The following is a 16,525-nucleotide window of genomic DNA, read 5'->3' on the forward strand; positions in this document are numbered from 1 at the left end:
TTATGGCCGGTCGCGGCATATCTGCTGACGATTGGCCGCTGGGAAGACACGTTCCGGGAACGGGCAGGCGCAACGCTTGAACCTCGTTTGAAAGGAACGTTCCCATGTTTGCCGCCAATTCCAGATCGGCCATCGCCGCTCCATCGGTTGGCCAGCTTCTCCTTCCTCTGTTTGCAGCCTCAGCGATCGCGCTGCTATCGACGCCGGCCTTGGCGCATGACGCCAAGCCGACCGCGGCCAAGCCGCAAGGCTGGAGCTATCCGTTCGCCTGCTGTGCGAACTACGACTGCCACGAAGTGTCGCAAACCTCGATCAGCGAGCGCCCGGAAGGTTATGTCATCAAGGACACCGGGGAGGTGCTGGCCTACAGCGACAGACGCATCAAGGATTCGCCCGACGGTGAATTCCATTGGTGTGCGCACGAGGCTGGCCTCGATGCCGGCAAGACCATCTGCCTGTTCGTGCCGCCATCGTCATACTGAGTCTGCTGTCGGCTGTTCAGGCGTAGAGCCTGCTGACAGACAGTTGTCAGGACCGCTTCTTTATGGTGCCCTGCCTCATGGGCGGCGGACAATGGAGAGGTGATGTTGATGACCATCAAGGCGAGCTGCCACTGCAAGGCGACGACATTCGAGGTTTCTGAGGCACCGCAGACGGTGACGCAATGCACCTGTTCGTTCTGCTCGAAACGCGGCTCGCTCTGGGCTTACTACGTCCCGTCGCAGTTCAAGCTGACCAGTCCGCCCGAAAACGTTTCTGTCTATCAGTGGGGGTCGAAAACCGTGAAGCACGGGTTTTGCGCGACCTGCGGCTGCGGCACTTTCACCGAAACACCGGATTGGTCCACCGGCGAGCCGGATTTCGACAATCCGAAGATCAGCGTCAACTCGCGGTTGTTCGATGATTTCGATCTCGACAAGGTGGAAGTGGTGGTCATAGACGGCAAGAATCTCTGGTAGCCGGCCAAGGCGGTCGTCATGTAATTGGCCCCGGGAAAAGCCGTCCTCGGCGCTTTTCCCGTTCCGCTTTTCGCCGCAATTCATGGTACAAGTCGCGGGAAGGGCTGATTTGGCGCCGTCGAAAAGGCGCGACTTGGAGAGGGACCATCTATGAAGAAAACCGTGCTCGTCGTCGTGGCGACGGCTCTGCTCGTGAGCGCCTGCACCACCACCGATCCGTATACGGGCGACCAGAAGATTTCCAACACGGCAGCAGGTGCCGGCCTTGGTGCCCTGGCAGGCGCTAGCCTTGGTCTGCTTGCCGGTGGCAATGACCGCCGCAACGCGCTGATCGGCGCTGGCATCGGTGCACTGGCCGGCGGCGCCATCGGCGCCACCATGGATCAGAACGAGGCGGAACTGCGCCGGCAGCTCGAGGGCACTGGTGTCAGCGTCACCCGCAGTGGCGACCAGATCATCCTCAACATGCCGTCGGACATCACCTTCAATGTCGATCAGGATGCGGTCAAGCCCGGCTTCTATCCGGTGCTGAACTCGGTTGCACTGGTGCTGAAGAAATTCAAGCAGACCACCGTCGACGTGTTCGGCCACACCGATTCGACTGGCGGCGACCAGCACAATTTCGATCTGTCACAGCGCCGCGCGCTGGCGGTCGCCAACTATCTGTCCGGTCAGGGCGTCGATCAGCGCCGCTTTGCCGTCACCGGCTTCGGCAAGACGCGGCCGATCGCATCCAATGCGACGGCCGCCGGCCGCGAGCAGAACCGTCGCGTCGAGATCCAGCTGTCGCCGCTCACCTGATCTGTTCGGCAATCGAATGCGAAATGGCCCCCCAAGCGGGGCCGTTTTTGCTTGCCCGGCCATCGACGCTCTCCAGATTGCTCCGCTTAAATATTAGCTAGTTCTAAATAACAACTTTCCCGTAGTCATCGAAAGGACTAGCATCGTCACCGTTCCAGAGGGGATGAGGCGGTACTACCGGCCGCGCAATAACCATTTTCCCGCCTCGGTCTTGCACGGCCAGATCAGAAAGTCTGGGAGGAATGCATGACAAGAACAGCCAGCCTTGGACGCTGCGGCGTCCTCGCTTTGACCGGCATTTTGGGTGTGTGGTTGGGACTCGCCACGGCTCGGGCCGAGGACGCCAACAAGGCCGATATCGAAGCCTTGAAGAAATCATTGGCCAAGTATGAAGACTACACCGCAGCTGTCCGCGACCTCTATCTGTCGACCGTCGGCTGCGTCTATTACAGCGGAGAAAAAATAGCGGGCGCGATGGATTATCCGAAAGGCGCCATGGGCATCCATTTCGTCAACGTCCCCAGCGTCGGCCAGAAGCTCGATCCGATGAAGCCCAACGTCCTGATCTACGAGCCGACCAAGAAAGGCCTGAAGTTGGTCGGTGTGGAATGGCTGGTGCCGCTGACGCCGGACGTCAAAGCACCGCCGAAGCTGTTTGGCCAAACCTTCATGGGGCCGATGGAGGGACACTATCCGCTCATCCCGAGGGAATTCGTCCACTACGACCTTCACGCCTGGCTGTTCAGGGACAATCCGAACGGCATGTTCAGTCCGACGAACCCCAACGTGAAATGCAACAAGGCCGAGTTTCCGATGCTGGAGAAGCCGACCAAGATGATGCCTGGGCCGATGTAACGGGCGACCCAAGCCAATGCATGTCGTCCAGGAGTGGCTCTGGTTTCGAGAGCAGCACGGCATGCATGAAACAGGACTAGGCGCGTCGCCTGAATCCGTTCGAAGCGATGCATGGAGTTCGCCGAGGGGGGCAAGCCGGTTGGCTTGCCGCCCGAAGGCTGTCGGGATCAGACCTTGGCGACGATGCGCATGAAGGCCGGCATGTCATCGCCAAAGCCCACGGTGGTGTCGTTGTCTTCCTGGTGGCGGTGACGGGCAGGGCGGTTGCTGTCGCGCTGCGGCCTGGTGTCACCCCGTTCCGGTGCGCGCTGCTCGTTGCGATCGGAGGATTTCCGCTCCGTGTTGTCCGAGCGGATCGCCTCCTTGCGCGCGCGCCGTTCGCCGATGTCGGCGACAGCCGTCTCAGCCACATCGGGCTGTTCTTGCTGTGCGATGACCGGAGAGGCATCTTCCTCTGCATGTCTGGCGCGACGTTCGCCGCCCTTTTTGCGCTCGCCCCTGTCTTTGCGATCATCGTCCTTGCGGCCGGCGCGACGTGGCGCGCCCTTGCCCCGGCGCGGTGCATCGTCTTCACTTTCGCTGGCGACCACGGTCGACAGGTCACCGTCATGCCACTCGATCTTGTTGCCGATCAGCCGTTCGATGGCGTCGATATACTTGGTGTCCGACTTGGTCGCGATCGTGAACGACTTGCCGGAGCGCCCGGCGCGGCCCGTGCGGCCAATGCGGTGGACATAGTCCTCGGCATGGATCGGTACGTCATAGTTGAAGACGTGGCTGACATCGGGGATGTCGAGACCGCGCGCGGCGACGTCCGAAGCCACGAGGTAGCGCAGCTTTCCGTCACGGAAATTGGCCAACATCTGCATGCGGGCGCGCTGGTCCATGTCGCCATGCAGGGCGCCGGCATCGAAATCATACTTCAGCAGCGAGCGGAACAGTTCCGACACTTCGACCTTGCGGTTGCAGAAGATGATGGCGTTCTTCAACTCCGCGTCTTCGGCCTTGATGAGATTGCGCAGCGTCTCGCGCTTGTCCCAGGGCTTCGAACCGGATTTGACCAGCCGCTGGATGATGTTGGTGGCGGCCGACGCCGCCTTCGAAACTTCGACACGCACGGGCGCGTGCAGGAATTTCTCCGTCAGCTTGGTGATTTCCGGTGGCATGGTCGCCGAGAAGAACAGCGTCTGCCGGGTGAACGGGATCATCTCGCAGATGCGCTCGATATCGGGAATGAAGCCCATGTCGAGCATACGGTCGGCTTCGTCGATGACGAGAATCTCGACACCGTTGAGCAAAAGCTTACCGCGCTCGCGGTGGTCGAGCAGACGACCCGGCGTCGCGATCAGCACGTCGGCGCCGCGCTCCAGCTTCTTGTCCTGCTCGTCGAACGACACGCCGCCGATCAAAAGCGCGATGTTGAGCTTGTGGTTCTTGCCGTATTTGACGAAGTTTTCTTCGACCTGCGCGGCAAGCTCACGCGTCGGCTCCAGGATCAGCGTGCGCGGCATTCGGGCGCGGGCACGGCCCTTTTCCAGCCGGGTCAGCATCGGCAGCACGAAGGAGGCGGTCTTGCCGGTGCCGGTCTGGGCTATGCCCAGCACGTCCTTGCCGAGCAAGGCGTGCGGGATCGCACCAGCCTGGATCGGAGTCGGCTGCGTGTAGCCGGCATCGGTAACTGCGGAAAGCACCTTCGGCGACAGGCCGAGGTCTGAAAAGGTCAACGCTTCTTGAGCGATCGTGGTGTCTGAGGACAAGTGTTGTTGTCTTTGGCTGGTTCGGGGAGGCGCAACGTTATTCGTCGCGGCAAGCGCCACGCGCCTGCAAGATTGGCAATGCGATTAGGCGCAAGTCCGCGATTTGTCAACAGAAACGGGCGGGATTGGCGCGATTGTGAAGTTGTAACCTTAATCGCGATGCTTAATCCGGCCGCTTGTCTCTGTGCCGGCTCAATACCGGAACTGTTCAGCCAGGATGCGCTCGTTCCAGGAGTGATTGGGGTCAAACAGCAAGGTCGCCGTCGCTGTCGGCGACTCCCGCACCGTTACCGAAGTCACCGCCTTGACCTCCGTATGGTCGGCGGCGGCATTTACCGGCCGCTTTTCCGGCTCCAGAATGTCGAAGCGCACGGTTGCCTTGTTGGAGAGCAATGCGCCACGCCAGCGGCGCGGGCGAAACGGGCTGACCGGCGTCAGTGCCAGCAGCGGCGCGTCGAGCGGCAGGATCGGGCCGTGCGCGGAAAGATTGTAGGCGGTGGATCCGGCCGGCGTCGCGATCATGACGCCATCGCAGCTGAGTTCCTCGAGCCGTATCTGGTCGTCGACGCTGATGCGGATCTTGGCCGTCTGATAGGATTGGCGCCACAGCGCAACTTCGTTGATCGCCAGCGCCGAAAGGGTTTCGCCTTCCGAGGTGACGGCCAGCATTTCCAGCGGGCGGATGGTTTCCGCGACCGCTGCCGCGATCCGCTCGGTAAGCCCCCCGGAACGGTACTCATTCATCAGGAACCCGATGGTGCCACGGTTCATGCCGTAGACTTTCTTTCCCGTTCCCATCGTGTCGCGCAAGGTCTGCAGCAGGAAGCCGTCGCCGCCCAGGGCCACCACAACGGCGGCATCCGCGATTGAACACTGGCCATAGCGCGCCGACAGGCTTTCCAGCGCCGCCTTGGCGTCTGCTGTGTCGGACGAGACGAAGGCGATGCTGTTGGCGGCTGTGCTCATGGCTCCCCGATCGCGACCGATTGCGGCGGGTCTGGCCGCGCGCCAGCGCCGGGGTAGCATGGTGCGGGCAGGTCTGCAAAGAGAGCCGTTGCGCCACGGGGCAAAGCCATGCCGCGACAGCATCGTCCCGACCGGCAGGTCGCGCTTCATGACAGGGCACGCGCGAATGTGATGGTTAAGGCGGGGCTTAAAGTCTCGTAAAGGTGGAAGGATCATGTTAGCCGGCATGGATGGCGTGGGGGCGCCCGCAGCACCGCCGTATCCTTCGGGACGGCAAGAGGACGCTGCGGCACTTTTGATTTGTGCGCATGATTCCCGGAAAGATCTTGATGTTCGGGGCACGCACCAACCAGACGAGGCCGACATATTGCCGGTAGCACGCCTGATCATCGTCTTTGTCATGCTGGGTGGCTTCGCGCTCGTCTTCGCCGAGATTGTGCGCCAGTCGGAAGAAATGAGCAGCAGACCGCTACCGACGGCGTCACGCTGTGGCGATGCTACGGGAATGCCTTGCCCGCAAAGGGCACTGTAGGTCGCCAAAATCCGCGCACGCATCCGCACCCTATACCCGGCCGCGGTTTCATCCTTGGCCGGTCGGATTACCCGCTGGCGCAAGATAAGTTTGATCGTTGCAATTGCGGTATCGATGAAAGCACTGGTAGAAGACTTTCGGATCTCGATAGGACATTGTTCCCATCGCTCCCGGAAAACAAGCTGAGGCGCGTTGACCGGTCAGTTTCTGGAAGGGAATGCGCATGCCACGCAATGTGTTGGTTTCTGGTGGCTGCGGCTTCATTGGCTCCCACCTTGTCGATCGCCTGCTGCGGCGCGATGATCTGGAAACGCTTGTCGTCGTCGACAATCTGTGGACCGGGTTGCGCGACAACATTGGCCATGTCACGGATCCGCGGTTCAGCCTGAAGATTGCCGATGCCGAAAGCTTCACGGCCAGCCGGCATTTCGATGAGATCATCCATCTGGCGTCACCGGCGTCACCCGTATGGTACATGCGCGAGCCGGTCCGCACGATCAAGGCCAACATAGGTGGTGCGCTCAACCTTCTGTCGCTGCTCAGGCCCGGCGGGCGTTTCTGCTTCGCCTCGACCTCGGAAGTCTATGGCGATCCCCTGGTGTCGCCGCAGCCGGAGAGCTACCGAGGATCGGTGGACTGCACCGGGCCAAGGGCTTCCTATGACGAGAGCAAGCGCTGCACCGAGGCGCTGCTGTTTGAGCAGCAACGCGTCAGCGGGCTCGATGTGCGCGTCGTCAGGCTGTTCAACACCTATGGGCCGCGAACACGCATTGATGACGGCCGCGCCGTTTCGAATTTTGTCAGCCAGGCCCTGACCACAGGAATCCTGACCGTCTATGGCGACGGCTTGCAATCGCGTAGCTGGGGTTACGTCGACGATATCGTCGATGGCTTGGAGCGTTTCTTCTGGCGTGACAGCATCTCGCACCTGGGCCCCTTGAACATCGGCAACAATCGCGAGGTCTCTGTTCTCGAGACCGCGAAATTCGTCAGCTCGCTCGTTCCGGGCAGCCGCATCGAACACCATGCGCCTGTCCCGCAGGATCCGACCAACCGGTGCCCGGACTTGACCCTGGTAAGACAGGTTCTTCCCGGATGGGAGGCAAAGACCAGCTACCAGGAAGGGATCCGGCGTACCTTCGAATGGTTCCGCCGACAGATTGTGACTGACAGCAGATCGGCGGCGTCAGCCTGAGCGCCGGACGTTTTTGGCGGTTTCAGACCCGACCCGTCATATCGATCGTGAAACCGAATCGAGCCTGCCGGTGAAATAGGGCTCAAGCACGGTTTCGAAGGCCTTCAAGGCGGCGCCGATCGCCTGATGCATGTCGAGATACCGGTAGGTGCCCAGCCGTCCGCCTAGATGCAGGTCTTTCTCGGCCGCCGCCCGTTCGAGATAGCGACGGTACACCGCCTGATCCCGGCGCGTGTCGATCGGATAGTAGGGCTCGTCGGTGCGGCCGGCAAAACGCGAATATTCGCGGCCGACAAGTGTCTTGTCGCTCTTGTGCTGGCGTTCGGGATTGAAATGCCGGAATTCGACGACGCGGGTGTAGGGCACGGCTTCGTCGGCATAGTTCATGATCGCCGTGCCCTGATGATCTGGCGTGTCCATGACCTCGAGATCGACGTCGATGGTCCGCCAGCCGAGTTCGCCCTCTGAGTAGTCGAAATAGCGGTCGATCGGACCGGTGTAGACAACCGGCAGGCCTTTCGGCAGCAAGGGTTTGATATCGAAGAAGTCGACGCCAAGCCGTGTTTCGATAAGCTTGTGCGCGAGCATCTTTTCGAAGATCGCCGTATAGCCATCCACAGGCTGGCCCTGGAAGCGGTCATTGAAGTAGCCGTCCTCGAATGTATAGCGGACCGGCAAGCGCGCGATGATCTGCGCTGGCAGTTCGCGCGGGTCCGTTTGCCATTGCTTGGCGGTGTAGCCCTTGATGAAAGCCTCGTAGAGCGGACGGCCGACGAGTGAGATCGCCTTCTCCTCGAGATTGGCCGGCGGACGATCGCCAAGCTCGGCTGCCTGTCCGGCGATCATGCCGCGAGCCTCGTCCGGGCTCAACCGCTTGCCGAAGAACTGGCAGATCGTGGCGAGGTTGATCGGCAGCGGATAGACCTTGTCGCGATAGGTCGAGAACGCCCGATGGCGATAGGTCGTGAAGCCGGTGAAGGCGCGCAGATAATTCCAGACCTCCTCGTTGGACGTGTGGAACAGATGCGGCCCGTAGCGATGGATCTCGACGCCGGTGGCGGGATCTTGTTCGGTAAAGGCATTGCCGCCAATGTGCTGGCGCCGGTCGATCACCAACACGCGCCGGCCGAGTTGCGTGGCGATACGCTCGGCGAGCGTCGCGCCATAAAAGCCGGCGCCGACGATGAGAATGTCGACTTTGCTGAGCAGGTTCTTGTCCATTCGCGGATCCGACGCCCTTGTGGTTCGAGTTGATCTGCGCCAGGTCATCGGCTTGGACCATTGCCTGCGCAGCAGATGCCAAAGTCGCCTCTTCCACTTATGCACCTGGCCAAAAGCCCTGCGGTTCAGGGCTGTTATAGCGAGCCCCTACACCAAAGCCGGATGAATGCGAAGGGCCACCAACGGGAGGGTGCCTTTTGTCTGGCATTGTCAGGCCGATGTCTTGCGCGGTGCTTTGCAACACACCGCGAATCTGGAAACGCTGAAATGATCGGCTCTAGGCTCGCCACGGGCCGCAGGCTAAACAAAACACGCGACCATTGCGGGGCGAACTCATGAAGCTGATTGTTGTGACCCCGGCAGGCCGCGAAAAGTATCTGCGCCTGCTCAGCCACCATGTTCTGAAAAGTCCGGAGGTGCACGAATGGCATCTGTGGGACAATTGCCGCAACGAAGCTGACCGCGCCTATCTCCGGCGATTGGCAGCCAGTGATCCGCGCTGCAAGATAAAGACGCTTCCAAACGCCGACGGCACCATCAACGTCATCGGCAGGTTCTTTCGCTTCTGTGACGATGCCGACGCTCTCTATCTGCGCCTCGACGACGACGTGGTTTTTCTGGAGGAGGGCTTCCTCCCCGGATTCAAGGCGCGGGCCATGGCGGAAAAGGGGGCGGCCCTCTGGTATGCACCGCTGATCATCAACAACGCGGTCTGCAGCAGCCTGATCAAGAACCTTTCCAGGGTTCTGATCGAAGGGCCGCTCACTTGCCAGGCGATGTGCCCCTTTTCCTGGGCACATGCCAGCTTTCCCGAAGCGCTTCATCCGGTCTTCATCGAGGCTGTGCGGACGAACCGGCTGGGTGATTTCCGCGTACCTGACCGGGAAGTCAGGCTGGGGCGCTTCTCGATCAACGCGATCGGGTTTTTCGGGTCGGATGTCCTGGACATCGGCGAGCTTTTCTACCCGCCGCCGGGAAATGATGAAGAGGAATGGCTGTCAGCGACCTTGCCGGCAAAGCTCGATCGGCCAGGCAAGGTTTTCGGCGATCTGGTCGCCGCGCATTTCAGCTTCTACACGCAGGAGCAGCGTCTGCTGCAGACCAGCATCCTTGACGACTACTATGCGCTCGCCGGCCTGCCGGCTCCGCTTTACGAGAAGCCGGTTGTCCGAATGAGACTGAAGGATCGCTTGAGGCCGTGGCGAAAGCCAAGGAATCGCGGGCCAGACTATCGGATTTCGCTTCCGCCGGTGACCGTGACTGAGGTCACCGGCCGATCGCTGTAGCGTCCACCATTTCTGTCTAGGAGGCTGCGGGGCACTTGATAGAGCCTCCGAACGCATGCTTGCGAAAAGATATTGACTATATAGTTAGTTATAATCTAGCTTTTGTCATAACCGAGTTGGCCAGCCGGCATGTGCCGGTGAATGGCCGCGAGTGGGGAATGCCTTGACAGTCGTCCAGCCCGTCATCGGGGAAGGGCGCCACCAGGCTTGATCAGCAGGAGATGGACCGAGGCGGTCACGCAGCCGGTCCCAACAATGGGAGCACTAGCATGAACTGGAAACTGACTGCGGCCGCCGTCGGGCTGTCGCTGCTCGCCGTGACAGACGTCGCCCGCGCCGATGGCGAACTCAACATCTACAATTGGGGCAACTACACCAGTCCGGACCTTATCAAGAAGTTCGAGGAGACCTACAAGATCAAGGTCACCGTCACCGACTATGATTCCAACGACACCGCTTTGGCCAAGGTCCGCCAGGGTGCGTCCGGCTATGACATCGTGGTGCCGTCGGCCAGCGTGGTGCCGGTCTGGATCAGCGAAGGTCTGCTCTTGGAGACTGACCCCAACAAGATGGAGAATTTCAAGAATGTCGATCCGCGATGGGTCGATGTTCCCTTCGATCCGGGCCGAAAATACACCGTTCCGTGGCAATGGGGCACGACGGGCATTTCGGTGAACAAGTCGGTCTATGCCGGTGATCCGAACACTTCGGCGATCTTCCTCGACCCGCCGCCTGAGCTCGTCGGCAAGATCAATGTCGTGCCCGAAATGGGTGACATCATGTTCCTCGCCATCGCCTATGAGGGCGGCAAATACTGCACCAATGACATGCAGGTGCTGAAGAAGGTGCATGACAAGCTGGTCGAGGCGAAGGCGAAATGGCTCTCGCTGGACTATGCGGCCGTCGACGGCCTGGGCAGGGGCGATATCGCCGCCGGCGTCAACTGGAACGGCATATCGCTGCGCCAGCGGCTGCAGAACGACAAGATCGTCTACGGCTATCCCAAGGAAGGTTTTCCGATCTGGATGGACAACGTCGCCGTCCTCAAGGATGCCAAGAATGTCGAGAACGCCAAGCTGTTCCAGAATTTCATCATGGACCCCAAGAACGCCGCGATGATCTCGGCCTTCGCCCGCTACGCCAACGGCATCAAGGGCTCCGAGGCTTTCATGCCGGACGACATGAAAACGGCGCCGGAGGTAGACGTTCCGGCTGAATTTGCCGCCAAGGGCCAGTTCATGCCGGCCTGCCCATCGGATGTGCAAGCGCTCTACACGAAAATTTGGACCGACCTCCAGAAATAGCGTCGCCGGACGACCCCGACAGCCGCCGGGCCGCTACGCGCGGTCCGGCAACCCTTCATGCCAGGTGCGGTCTCGCGATCGCAGGAGACTTCCCATGTCCGATCTCGACCTTTGCTACATGCCGGCCCATGAGGCGCTGCGGCTGTTCAAGGCGAAGAAACTCTCGCCTGTCGAATTGATGCAGGCCACCATTCGCCGCGCCGAAGCCACCAGATCGGCGATCAACTGCTTCACCTTCACGCATTTCGAAGAGGCGATGAAGCTGGCCGCCAAAGCCGAGGCGAAATACGCCAGGGGCGCCAGGACCGGCGCGCTCGAGGGGCTGCCGATCGGCATCAAGGACGAGAGCTACATCAAGGGCAAGCCGACATCGCACGGCTCGCTGCTGTCCAGGGATGCCATAGGCGGCCACACTTCGACGATGAACGACCGCATCATGAAGGCCGGCGGCATCGTGCATGCCCGCACGGCGACGCCCGAGTTCAGCTGCGCCGGCTACACCTGGTCGAAGCGGTGGGGCGTCACCCGCAATCCCTGGAATCCAGATTTCACGCCGGGCGGTTCGTCGGGCGGTGCTGCGGCAACGCTCGCTTCCGGCACATCGTCGATCGCCACCGGTTCCGACATTGCCGGATCGATCCGCATTCCGGCCTCGGCCTGCGGTCTCGTCGGCTACAAGCCGCCCTACGGCCGCAATCCCGACGATCCGCCCTTCAACCTCGATTTCTATTGCCACACCGGGCCGCTGGCGCGAAACGTCAGAGATGCGATCCTGCTGCAGAACGTCATGGCGGGACCAAGCCCGCTCGACATCGCCACGCTTCGTCCCAAGCTGCGCCTGCCGCTCGACTACAAGCCGATCAAGGGCTGGAAGATCGCCTTCTCGATGGATCTCGGTTCCTTCGAAGTCGACCCCGACGTGCGCAAGAACACGCTTGCCGCCTGCGATGTGTTCCGTTCGCTGGGCGCCACGGTCGAGGAAGTCGATCTTGGCTGGGACGACGGGGTGCTCAAGGCCGGAATGGCCTATCTCGAGCACCTGTTCGGCGCGTCGCTGTCGCAACTGCTTGCCGAGCACGCCAGCGACATGACCAGCTATGCTAGGCGGTTTGCCGAGGACGGGCAAAAGTCCAAAGCCACCGACTTCGTAGCGACGCTGGACGTGGCGGCCAGGATGTACCAGACGCTCGGCCCGCTCCTGGAGACCTACGATGTGTTGATCTGCCCGACAAACGCACTGCCCGCGGTGCCGGCGGAGTTCGACCAGACCAGGGACAGGGTCGAGATCAACGGCCGGGAGGTGAACCCCTCGCTGGGCTGGGTGATGACGACGCCGTTCAATATGCTCAGCCGTTGCCCGGTTCTGTCCATCCCGTCGGGCCACGCCGCCAGCGGCGTGCCGACAGGCATCCAGATCGTCGGCCGCACCTACAGCGATGCCGATGTCTTCCGGGCCGGACTGGCCTATGAAACGGCGCGGGGCCAATGGTATGGAGATACCGGGAGACGTCCGTCGCTCTGATGAACCGCGTGTCATATGCCGAAGTAAACTTATGCGGCGGGATATGCCCGCCGCGAGTCCGAAAGTCCTGACGAAAATGGCGCAACGCAAGGCCACCGCAAAGCCGGAGAAACGCAAGGTCGTGACGACGAAGGGCGCGGCAAACGATGCCGCGCCGCCCAAGGATCGCCGGCGCGAGCGCGGCGAAGCGAGCGTCCAGCGCATCATCGACGCCACCATCGAGCTCATCGCGGAGGAGGGCCTGGCAAGCCTCACCATGCAGCGCATCGCCGAACATGTCGGCTCGTCCAACGCGCTGGTTGTCTTTCATTTCCGCAGCAAGGAGAATCTGTTCCGAGCCGTGCTGCAGTATCTCAGCGATCAGTATGACGCGCTTTGGATCAGTCTGGTGCGGGCGCCCGGCCTGTCGCCAATCGAAAGGCTGCTTGGCGCCGTCGATTGCGCGCAGCGTTTCGCCCGGCAGCATCCGCAATGGGTGTCAGTCTTCGTTGTGTTCTCCAGCGACCGCAAGAGCATGCAGATCTACAATGAAATCGGCCTGCCGAGCGATCTCGCCTACACCGCCGAAGCGCGCGAGCTGCTCGTCGAGATTTCGCGCAGCGGCGGCTATGCCGGCGTCGACATCAACACCTTGTCGGAGAGCCTGAATTACCTGGTTCACGGCGCCTGGTATTGGGACCATCTGAACCCGTCGAGCCGTGACACCAATGTGCTGCGCAAGACCATGCTGCTCCTGCTGCATCAGGCCTTTCCGCGGCATTTTGAATTGGGGTGAGGGGCGGGCTGGCTAGGCGAAGGCCGGCGGCGCAATTTTCAGCCGAAGCTGCTCGATCCTCTTGAGTTGCAAACGAAACATGATACAATCTTAGGGTGTATATACGCAATACAAGGTTGCGTGACGGGGGCGGGCGAATGTGGCATTGGGCAATACTGCTGCTATTGATTGGCGTGCCAGTTTTCTTCGCTACTCGCTCGGCACGCAAACGCCCACGACCTCCGAAAGACCTCGAGGGATTTGGCGGCTGGCTGATGCTGCTGGCGATAGGTCAGTCATTGTCACCGTTGCGCACACTTTTGGAGTTGGCCAGATCGGTCAAAGACTACCAGCGGCTCATCACACTGCCTAATGGGCCTTTGGCGGTGTATGGCGAAGCCGCCCTCAATCTGGCCTTTCTGGTGCTTCAACTCGTGGTACTTATTTCGATGCTGAGGCGAAGCCAGCACTTCCCGAAACTGTTTATATGCCAATGGTTTGCGATCCCTCTTTTGTTCATCCTGGACACCGTTTGGATATCAAGAACACTTAGTATCCCGATGAGCCAGCTCCTTGACGGGGATACATTGATATCGGCCGTGATAGCCGTCGCCACCACGGGGCTTTGGGCCGCTTATGTCTACAGGTCGGTCAGGGTGAGAAATACATTCGGTGGCGATACGGCAGCCATTCAGGCTGCGACGTTTTCTTAGAAGGTCCGCTGGGCCGGGCGCAGCCGGCCAAATCGCGAGCGCACGGTCCCTTTACGGGCTCTGCCGCAGGTGGCAGCCGGCCTGCCGTTTCTGCGCAAGATACTCATCGATCAACTGGCGGTAGCGCACCTTGCCGAAGCTCGGGAAATGGCCGCCATGCACGACCGAGACATCGAGGTCGCGCATGGCGAGCAGCGTCGCCATGTAGTCTGGAATATCCGAGTGATAGACGTCGTCAATCAGCGGGCCGTCATAGATGATGTCGCCGGACAACAGGATGCCGGTCTTCTTCTCATAGAGCGCGATGCCGCCGGGTGAATGGCCCGGTGTGTGGATCACCTCGAAGGCGCGGTCGCCGAGATCGACGACGTCGCCATGGTCGAGCAGGCGGTCGGCCGGGGCCGGCAGGATCCGGTAGCGGGACGACTCCCAGCCCTGCGGCAATCGATCGAACATCTCGTCGGTCGCATAGCGGTCGGCCACCGTCCATTCGTTGCGCGGATCGGCGAGGATTTTTGCTTCGGCACGGTGCACGCAGCGGTCGGGAAATTCGTGATGGCAGCCGATATGGTCGAAATGCGTGTGGCTGGCGACGCAGGTCAGCTCGCGCTCCGTGACCAGCGGCACATGTGTGCGCAGGCTGAAAAGGCCGAGGCCGGTGTCGAACAGGAGATCACGGTCGCGGCCGCGCACATGCCAGATGTTGCAGCGGAAGAACGGTTTGATCCATGGCTCGTGGATCAGCGTGACGCCGTCGGCCATGCGGATGGTCTCATACCAGTTCGCAGCGTCGATGACGGGAAGCATGCTCATCGGTCAGTTCGCCAGCAGGATGATGTCGCCAGCGTTGCACGAAACCGCGATTGTGTCGCCAGCCTGAACTGTCGCCGTGGCCGGAGCCTTGGCGATGAATTGCAGCGCGCGGTCCTGCATGGAGGTGGCCAGAACACGTTTGAAGCTGCCCTGGAAGACGACATCGTCGATCCTGGCCTGGCCAAGCGCCACGGCCGCCGAGGCCGCGCCGAGGACAAGGTGCTCCGGTCGTATGGCCAGCGCAACCGCTGAACCCGCCGGCAAAGCGCTGGGCAGCGAGACGGATCCGACCGGCGTCGTGACAGTGCTTGTCCTGTCCCCGGCCTGCGCGACCTTGCCGGCAAGGATCGTGCTTTCGCCCATGAAGGTCGCCGAAAAGCGCGTCGCCGGCCTGGCATAGACGCGCTCGGGCGGTCCTTCGTCCTCGATTCGACCGTCGTTCATCACCACGCAATGGTCGGCCAGTGCCATCGCCTCTTCCTGGTCGTGGGTGACATGGATGAAGGCGGTGCCGACGCGCTTCTGGATCGCCTTCAGCTCGTCCTGCATCTGCCGGCGCAGTTTGAGGTCGAGCGCGCCGAGCGGCTCGTCCAGCAGAAGCACGGCAGGCTCGATCACCAGCGCACGCGCCAGCGCCACGCGCTGCCGCTGGCCGCCGGAAAGCTGGTGCGGCTTCTTGTCGAAGGCGGCGGCCAGCCCGACCAGCGCCAGCGCCTCGCGCGCCTTTGCGACGCGCGTCGTGCCGTCGACGCCCTGCATGCGCAGCCCGAAGCCGACATTGCCGCCGACGCTCATATGCGGGAACAGCGCATAATCCTGGAAGACGGTCGTCGTCGGGCGTTTCGCCGGCGGCACGGCGGTGCAGTCCTCGCCGCGAATGAACACCTTGCCTTCGCTCGGCGTGACGAAGCCGCCCAGGATGGACAACAGCGTCGTTTTGCCGGAACCCGACGGCCCGAGCAGGATCGTATAGCTGCCCGGCTCGATCTTGAGCGAGACGTCTTTCAGCACCGCCAGCTGCCCGAAACGGTGCGAGACAGCGCGGATATCGACCAGGGGCGCGGTCATGTCCTTCTCCTGCGCAGCAATGTCAGTTCGAACAGCACGAGCAGCACGATGGAGACGGCGAAGACCAGCGAACCGATCGCGTTGGTTTTCGGGTTGAGGCCGGAGCGCAGCAGGTTCCAGATTTCCACCGGCAGCGTGGTGTCGAAGCGGGTCAGCAGGAAGGAGATCACGAATTCGTCCCAGGAGAAGGTCATCGACAGGAAGAAGCCGGCGAAGATGGCGGGCGCCATCACCGGCACGGTAATCAGCAGGAGCACCTTCCACTCCGGCGCGCCGAGATCGCGCGCGGCGCGCTCGATGTTGATCTGGTGATCGCCCATCTGGCTGTAGATGATGGCGAAGCACAGCGGCAGGTTGATCACGACATGGCCGATGCCGGCGGCAAGCAGCGATTTCGGCACGCCGGCCCAGTTGAACAGCACCAGCAATCCCATGCCGATGATGAGATAGCTGACCGTCAGCGGCAGCGTGATCAGCCCGCGCAGCAGGCCGGAGCCCGGCAGCACGAAGCGGGCAAAGCCCCAGGCCGAGAGGAAACCCAGCGTCGCGGCAGTGGCCGAGGAGATCGACGCCACCAGCAGCGAATTGACCAGCGCCGAAGTCAGCCGCGCGTCGGAGAGCACCGCCTCGTACCAGCGCAGCGACGGGCCGGTGAAGGGCGGGATCGGAAACGACGTTGCCTGCAGCGAGAACAGCACCAGCACCACCACCGGCAGGAAGATGAAGCCGTAGACGGCAAGCGCATAGAGCCAGGACGCGACGCGGACGATCTGGCGCAT

The 16,525-nt window shown here is 61.6% G+C and carries 17 protein-coding genes; 11 read left to right on the forward strand and 6 right to left on the reverse strand.

Annotated elements, in window-relative coordinates; genetic code table 11:
* Positions 1–104: 104 nt before the first annotated feature.
* From AC04SF_RS33815 to AC04SF_RS33830, 4 genes are all read left to right on the forward strand, one after another.
* Positions 105–482: a hypothetical protein gene (locus tag AC04SF_RS33815; protein WP_202350455.1), complete on the forward strand. Its 378-nt coding sequence runs from the start codon at positions 105–107 to the stop codon at positions 480–482.
* A 108-nt stretch (positions 483–590) separates the two neighbouring features.
* Complete coding sequence (locus AC04SF_RS33820; protein ID WP_096457252.1) at positions 591–959, forward strand: GFA family protein; 369 nt, start codon at positions 591–593, stop codon at positions 957–959.
* A gap of 150 nt (positions 960–1,109) precedes the next feature.
* On the forward strand, positions 1,110–1,760 hold the full coding sequence (locus AC04SF_RS33825) for a YiaD family glycine zipper/OmpA-like lipoprotein (protein ID WP_095204385.1): 651 nt from the start codon (positions 1,110–1,112) through the stop codon (positions 1,758–1,760).
* Between the two features lie 246 nt (positions 1,761–2,006).
* Positions 2,007–2,615: a hypothetical protein gene (locus AC04SF_RS33830; protein WP_096445566.1), complete on the forward strand. Its 609-nt coding sequence runs from the start codon at positions 2,007–2,009 to the stop codon at positions 2,613–2,615.
* A 167-nt stretch (positions 2,616–2,782) separates the two neighbouring features.
* Here AC04SF_RS33830 and AC04SF_RS33835 read toward each other — a convergent pair whose 3' ends face one another.
* Both AC04SF_RS33835 and AC04SF_RS33840 read right to left on the reverse strand, forming a co-directional pair.
* The gene (locus tag AC04SF_RS33835) at positions 2,783–4,372 is read right to left on the reverse strand and encodes a DEAD/DEAH box helicase (protein WP_488481302.1); all 1,590 of its coding nucleotides are present in this window, start codon (positions 4,370–4,372) and stop codon (positions 2,783–2,785) included.
* Between the two features lie 192 nt (positions 4,373–4,564).
* Positions 4,565–5,338: an NAD kinase gene (locus tag AC04SF_RS33840; protein ID WP_488481303.1), complete on the reverse strand. Its 774-nt coding sequence runs from the start codon at positions 5,336–5,338 to the stop codon at positions 4,565–4,567.
* 214 nt (positions 5,339–5,552) lie between these two features.
* On the opposite strand from AC04SF_RS33840, the gene AC04SF_RS33845 reads away from it, so the two are divergent.
* Together AC04SF_RS33845 and AC04SF_RS33850 are read left to right on the forward strand one after the other, a co-directional pair.
* Complete coding sequence (locus AC04SF_RS33845; RefSeq protein WP_488481304.1) at positions 5,553–5,870, forward strand: hypothetical protein; 318 nt, start codon at positions 5,553–5,555, stop codon at positions 5,868–5,870.
* A gap of 223 nt (positions 5,871–6,093) precedes the next feature.
* Complete coding sequence (locus tag AC04SF_RS33850; RefSeq protein WP_096457255.1) at positions 6,094–7,065, forward strand: NAD-dependent epimerase/dehydratase family protein; 972 nt, start codon at positions 6,094–6,096, stop codon at positions 7,063–7,065.
* Between the two features lie 36 nt (positions 7,066–7,101).
* On the opposite strand, the gene glf is transcribed toward AC04SF_RS33850, so the two are convergent.
* Positions 7,102–8,286, reverse strand: coding sequence for a UDP-galactopyranose mutase (gene glf, locus AC04SF_RS33855; RefSeq protein ID WP_488481305.1), 1,185 nt, complete (start codon positions 8,284–8,286; stop codon positions 7,102–7,104).
* 335 nt (positions 8,287–8,621) lie between these two features.
* Between glf and AC04SF_RS33860 the strand changes: the two genes are divergently transcribed.
* From AC04SF_RS33860 to AC04SF_RS33880, 5 genes are all read left to right on the forward strand, one after another.
* The gene (locus tag AC04SF_RS33860) at positions 8,622–9,572 is read left to right on the forward strand and encodes a hypothetical protein (protein WP_488481306.1); all 951 of its coding nucleotides are present in this window, start codon (positions 8,622–8,624) and stop codon (positions 9,570–9,572) included.
* A gap of 269 nt (positions 9,573–9,841) precedes the next feature.
* Positions 9,842–10,876: an extracellular solute-binding protein gene (locus AC04SF_RS33865; protein WP_488481307.1), complete on the forward strand. Its 1,035-nt coding sequence runs from the start codon at positions 9,842–9,844 to the stop codon at positions 10,874–10,876.
* 94 nt (positions 10,877–10,970) lie between these two features.
* Complete coding sequence (locus AC04SF_RS33870) at positions 10,971–12,398, forward strand: amidase (protein ID WP_488481308.1); 1,428 nt, start codon at positions 10,971–10,973, stop codon at positions 12,396–12,398.
* A gap of 76 nt (positions 12,399–12,474) precedes the next feature.
* Positions 12,475–13,173, forward strand: a complete 699-nt coding sequence (locus AC04SF_RS33875; RefSeq protein WP_488481309.1) for a TetR/AcrR family transcriptional regulator — start codon at positions 12,475–12,477, stop codon at positions 13,171–13,173.
* Between the two features lie 137 nt (positions 13,174–13,310).
* Positions 13,311–13,865: a DUF2569 family protein gene (locus AC04SF_RS33880; RefSeq protein ID WP_202354548.1), complete on the forward strand. Its 555-nt coding sequence runs from the start codon at positions 13,311–13,313 to the stop codon at positions 13,863–13,865.
* A gap of 51 nt (positions 13,866–13,916) precedes the next feature.
* Here AC04SF_RS33880 and AC04SF_RS33885 read toward each other — a convergent pair whose 3' ends face one another.
* The 3 genes from AC04SF_RS33885 to AC04SF_RS33895 are packed head-to-tail and all read right to left on the reverse strand — an operon-like array spanning position 13,917 to position 16,525.
* Complete coding sequence (locus AC04SF_RS33885; RefSeq protein ID WP_488481310.1) at positions 13,917–14,678, reverse strand: MBL fold metallo-hydrolase; 762 nt, start codon at positions 14,676–14,678, stop codon at positions 13,917–13,919.
* Between the two features lie 3 nt (positions 14,679–14,681).
* Positions 14,682–15,746 carry an ABC transporter ATP-binding protein gene (locus tag AC04SF_RS33890; RefSeq protein WP_488481311.1) on the reverse strand — a complete coding sequence of 355 codons (1,065 nt, stop codon included), beginning with the start codon at positions 15,744–15,746 and terminating at the stop codon, positions 14,682–14,684.
* Positions 15,743–16,525, reverse strand: a complete 783-nt coding sequence (locus AC04SF_RS33895) for an ABC transporter permease (RefSeq protein ID WP_488481312.1) — start codon at positions 16,523–16,525, stop codon at positions 15,743–15,745. The genes AC04SF_RS33890 and AC04SF_RS33895 overlap by 4 nt, the downstream gene beginning before the upstream one ends.

The sequence above is a fragment of the Mesorhizobium sp. CNPSo 4671 genome, assembly GCF_057784245.1.